This is a genomic window from Bacteroides cellulosilyticus DSM 14838 (assembly GCF_000158035.1).
In the GTDB taxonomy this organism is placed as follows: domain Bacteria; phylum Bacteroidota; class Bacteroidia; order Bacteroidales; family Bacteroidaceae; genus Bacteroides; species Bacteroides cellulosilyticus.
Window position 1 is genome coordinate 6,633 of record NZ_EQ973488.1, and the last position, 5,356, is coordinate 11,988.

General features: G+C 50.4%; 4 protein-coding genes and 1 pseudogene. All 5 read left to right on the forward strand.

Features of this window, described 5'->3' with window-relative positions; all coding sequences use genetic code 11:
* Positions 1-335, forward strand: a pseudogene (locus BACCELL_RS27080) (hypothetical protein); the annotation flags it as partial.
* A gap of 7 nt (positions 336-342) precedes the next feature.
* On the forward strand, positions 343-2,601 hold the full coding sequence (gene bioA / locus BACCELL_RS01260; protein WP_007209669.1) for an adenosylmethionine--8-amino-7-oxononanoate transaminase: 2,259 nt from the start codon (positions 343-345) through the stop codon (positions 2,599-2,601).
* Positions 2,598-3,752 carry an 8-amino-7-oxononanoate synthase gene (locus BACCELL_RS01265; RefSeq protein ID WP_007209670.1) on the forward strand — a complete coding sequence of 385 codons (1,155 nt, stop codon included), beginning with the start codon at positions 2,598-2,600 and terminating at the stop codon, positions 3,750-3,752. Before bioA ends, BACCELL_RS01265 begins: the two co-directional genes overlap by 4 nt.
* 102 nt (positions 3,753-3,854) lie before the next feature.
* A complete protein-coding gene (locus BACCELL_RS01270) occupies positions 3,855-4,553 on the forward strand; it encodes a pimeloyl-ACP methyl esterase BioG family protein (RefSeq protein ID WP_007209671.1) in 699 nt (232 codons plus the stop codon).
* Complete coding sequence (gene bioC, locus BACCELL_RS01275) at positions 4,538-5,308, forward strand: malonyl-ACP O-methyltransferase BioC (protein ID WP_007209672.1); 771 nt, start codon at positions 4,538-4,540, stop codon at positions 5,306-5,308. Before BACCELL_RS01270 ends, bioC begins: the two co-directional genes overlap by 16 nt.
* The last annotated feature ends 48 nt before the right edge of the window (positions 5,309-5,356 follow it).

The window sequence follows — 5,356 nt, forward strand, 5'->3', positions numbered from 1 at the left end:
GAAGCGAGAACGGATTGGAAACAAAGCTCGAAATCTTCGGTTTCAGAGGATTGATGCCTGTTTTGTGCCCGGCTACAATCGGTCCTAAAGGGAAAAAGTATATAAATCCCCCCTATCTCAGAACAAGACAGGGGTTGGATATAAACACCATTATAAATAAGAGTGGAACACATGTGACGCGGATCATGCAAATGCTGTTTTCAGATTTGCACGATTCGCGTCACATGTATTTAGAGGTAAAGGAAGTAGCTCCCAAAAATCTTTTTTCAGGAGTATCGGCTTTACCTCCTTTAATTCCTAATGAAATGATAACTCCTATGAATTTGCTAAATTAGTAAGAATATGACAGTAGAAGAATTGAAAAACAAAGTACTGCAAGATGTCCCCATCACACAGGCAGAAGCGGAATGGTTGGCCACACAGCCGGATAAGGAAGCCCTCTATGAAGCGGCACACGAGATCACCGCCGCACGGGCATCGCAGGAGTTCGATATGTGCTCCATCATCAATGCAAAGTCCGGCCGCTGCCCCGAAAACTGCAAATGGTGCGCACAATCATCACACTATAAGACGAAAGCGGATGTTTACGATCTGGTGGATAAGGATGAGTGCCTGCGCCATGCACTGCACAACGAATCACAAGGCGTAGCCCGCTTCTCATTGGTGACCAGCGGGCGGAAGCCTTCGGGGAAAAACATGGAGAAACTGTGTGAAGCCGCCCGATATATGAGACGGAAAAGCTCCATCCAACTCTGCGCTTCGCTGGGACTGCTGAATGAAGACGAGCTGCGTGCCTTGCATACGGCAGGCGTGACGCGCTATCACTGCAACCTGGAAACCGCCCCAAGCCACTTCCCCACCCTGTGCAGCACGCACACACAGGAAGAAAAACTACAAACCCTGGCAGCCGCCCGTCGCGTAGGAATGGATATTTGTTGCGGCGGCATCATCGGCATGGGCGAAACAGCCGGACAGCGGATTGAATTCGCTTTTACACTGAGAGATCTGGAAGTGCCCTCTATCCCGCTGAACCTGTTGCAACCCATTCCGGGAACACCGTTGGAAAGCCAGTCCCGGCTGACCGAGGAAGAAGTGCTGACCACCATCGCCCTGTTCCGCTTCATCAACCCCACAGCCTACCTGCGTTTTGCAGGCGGACGCTCTCAACTGACAAAGGAAGCCGTGAAAAAATCCTTGTACATAGGTGTGAACTCCGCCATCGTGGGAGATTTGCTCACGACCCTCGGATCGAAAGTCTCAGAAGACAAAGCACTGATAGAAGATGCAGGCTACCGCTTCAGCGACTCACAGTTCGACAGGGAACATTTGTGGCATCCTTACACATCGACCACCAACCCCTTACCGGTGTATAAAGTGAAACGGGGAGACGGGGCAACCATCACACTGGAAAACGGAGAGGTGCTCATAGAAGGTATGTCGTCCTGGTGGTGCATGGTGCACGGCTACAACAATCCGGTGCTGAACCAGGCTCTCCGGGAACAGACGGAAAAGATGTCACACGTCATGTTCGGCGGACTGACGCATGATCCGGCGATAGAACTGGGCAAACTACTGTTGCCACTGGTGCCGCCATCCATGCAAAAGATATTTTATGCCGACTCCGGTTCGGTAGCTGTGGAAGTAGCCATGAAAATGGCTGTACAGTATTGGTATGCCAAAAGTCAGTCGGCTCCCGGACGGGCACATCTGGCAAAGAAAAGTAATTTCGTAACCATCCGTCGCGGGTATCACGGAGATACCTGGAACGCAATGTCCGTATGCGATCCGGTGACCGGAATGCACTCCCTGTTCGGCTCGGCATTGCCGGTGCGGTATTTCACTTCCCGTCCGCAATCGCGCTTTGATGGCGACTGGAATGCCGAAGACACACTGGAACTGCTGGACATTGTGGAAAAGCATCACGAAGAACTGGCTGCACTAATTCTGGAACCCATCGTTCAAGGTGCCGGCGGTATGTGGTTCTATCATCCGCAATTCTTGCGTGAAGCCGCCAGAATATGCAAGGAATATAACATTCTGCTGATCTTTGACGAGATAGCCACCGGATTCGGGCGTACAGGCAAGATGTTTGCCTGGGAATATGCAGGCGTGGAACCGGACATCATGTGCATAGGCAAAGCGCTGACGGGCGGATACATGACGCTGTCCGCCGTGCTGACCACAAACGAAGTGGCGGATTCAATTTCCAATCATGCACCGGGAGCTTTCATGCACGGCCCCACATTTATGGGAAATCCGCTGGCATGTGCAGTGGCATGCGCCTCCATACGCCTGTTGACCTCATCCGAATACGATTGGCAGGGAAAAGTGAGCCGCATTGAAGAACAGTTGTGGCGTGAACTGGAACCTGCGCTGGCACTTCCACAGGTGGCAGATGTGAGGGTGTTGGGCGCCATCGGTGTGATTGAAGTACAAGACCCGGTAGACATGGCGTGGATGCAAAAACGGTTCGTGGAGGAAGGAATTTGGGTGCGCCCCTTCGGCAAACTGGTTTACATTATGCCACCATTCATCATAGAGCCGGAGCAGTTGACAAAGCTGACAAGCGGATTATTGAAGATTATAGGAGAAATGGGATGAATGTAACAGATCAAATGCAGCAAGAGCTGCAAGGACTGAAAGAGCGCAGCAACCTGCGAACCCTGCCCGCCCTGATCCATGAAGGACGGGAGGTTATCGCAGGCGGACAGCGTATGCTGAATCTTTCTTCGAATGATTACTTGGGGCTGGCTGCCGACCGCAACTTGCGGGAAGAGTTTCTGCAAGAACTGACAGCCGACAGTTTTCTGCCCACCTCTTCCTCATCGCGCCTGCTGACCGGTAACTTCACCGTCTATGCGGAACTGGAACAGACGCTTGCACAACTGTTCGGAACGGAAGCGGCACTGGTATTCAACAGCGGTTATCATGCCAATACGGGTATCCTGCCCGCCGTGAGCGATACGCAAACACTGATATTGGCGGATAAGCTGGTACACGCAAGCCTGATCGACGGCATCCGGCTTTCGTCAGCCAAATGTATCCGCTACCGGCACAATGATCTGAAACAATTGGAACGGTTGCTCGCCGAAAATCATGCGGCATACAGACAGGTGATTGTCGTCACCGAAAGTATTTTCAGCATGGACGGAGATACTGCCGATCTGAAAGAACTGGTACGGCTGAAACAGATGTACGAAAACGTATTGCTCTACGTGGACGAAGCGCACGCTTTCGGAGCACGGGGCGAACAAGGACTGGGCTGCGCCGAAGAAACCGGATGCATCCGGGAGATTGATTTTCTGGTAGGCACTTTTGGCAAAGCAGCCGCATCAACCGGAGCATACATCGTTTGCCGACGCACCATCCGGGAGTATCTAGTGAACAGAATGCGAACACTTATTTTTACAACGGCTCTTCCTCCGGTAAATATCGCATGGACTTTGTTTATCATCCGCCGATTGGGTGGTTTCAGGGAGCGAAGAATACATTTGGAAAATATCAGCAATATTCTTCGCGAGGCTCTGAAAGAGAAAGGGTATGAGTGTCCGAGTGCCAGTTACATAGTTCCTATGATTGTAGGAAAAAGCTCAGAGACTATTCTGAAGGCCGAGGAGTTGCAACGGCATGGCTTTTATGCCTTGCCTGTACGGCCACCTACGGTTCCGGAGGGGACATCGCGTATCCGCTTTTCGCTGACAGCGGAAATAAGGGAGGAAGAAGTCAGGAAGCTAGTAAAATATATTAAATAATAATAATACAGGTACGCGGAAGACACGGATGAAACGGACGAACGCGGATTTTTAATTTTTCATCCGTGTTGTCCGCGTACCTTAGAAAAAAGATACAGAATTATGAAGCAAGTTTATATCATAAAAGACAGACATCCCCGGTTATTACTATTCTTTGCCGGATGGGGAGCCGACGAAACCCCGTTCAAAGATTATCAACCTGCGGACAGTGACTACATGCTCTGCTACGATTACCGGACACTGGAGTTTGATGCTTCCTTGCTGAAAGAATACCGCGAAATCAATGTCATCGGATGGTCAATGGGAGTATGGGCGGCAACTCAAGTAATGGGTAAATTGCAGGAAACGGATACAGCTCTCATCATCAAAAACAGTATAGCCATCAATGGAACCCCCTATCCTATTGATGATACATACGGCATTCCGACTGCAATCTATCACGGAACCCTGGAAGGTTTGACCGGCCCTTCCCTGCATAAGTTTCTGAGAAGAATGTGCTTCAACGGGGAGGCCTTCAAAGAGTTCCTGAACATTACACCCAGGCGGCCGCTGGAGGAGCTGAAAGAGGAACTGGCGGAAATAGAACGCATGTACCTCTCGTTGCCCGCCACTTCGTTCTATTGGCAACAGGCGGTAGTGGGAAACAACGACCGCATCATTCCTCCCGATAATCAGCTGAATGCCTGGCGAAAAGAAGCGGAAATCAGCCGGAAAACCTTACGCGTGCATTACACAGAAGATGCCCATTATCAAGTAGAACTGTTCCGATACTATTTACAGGAAATATGGACAAAAGACTGATTGCGGAACGATTTGCCCGTGCACGGGGTACTTACTCGCACGAAGCCCGCGTACAGCAGCAGGTAGCCGAGAAAATGCTGCAACTGCTGACGGAGCGCGCTTCTCCGCTCTTTCGCCGTATCGTGGAGTTCGGATGTGGTACCGGCAGCTATTCCAGGTTGTTGCTGCACAAGTTGCAACCGGAAAGCCTGCTGCTGAACGATCTATGTCCGGAGATGAAAGAGTGTCTCACTGATTTGCTTCCACAAGATACCGTGCGGTTCATTCCCGGAGATGCTGAAGCGCTGGACTTCCCCGAAAAGACGGATTTAATCACTTCCTGCTCTACCTTGCAATGGTTCAATGATCCGAAGGAGTTCTTCGCCCGCTGTCATCGTTTCCTGTCGGAAGACGGTTATCTGGCTTTCAGCACCTTCGGTACTGAAAATATGCGCGAAATCCGCACGCTCACAGGACATGGACTTGATTATCTGCCCATAAAAGCGCTGAAAGAACTCCTTGCTCCTCATTTTGAGACTGTGTATGCTGAAGAGGAAATAGTCTCCCTCCCCTTCAGCACCCCACTCCAGGTGTTGCAACATCTGAAGGAAACCGGAGTGACAGGAACGGAAAAGAAAGTATGGACACGGGGACGGTTACAGACTTTCTGCAACAGCTATACCGAACAGTTCAGACGGGAGGACGGAAATGTCACTCTGACGTATCATCCTATTTATATTGTTACACGAAGAAAAAAGATTAAGATATATAAATGAGCTATTCACCACAGAGTAACACAGAGTATCACAGAGTTTAATCAGTTT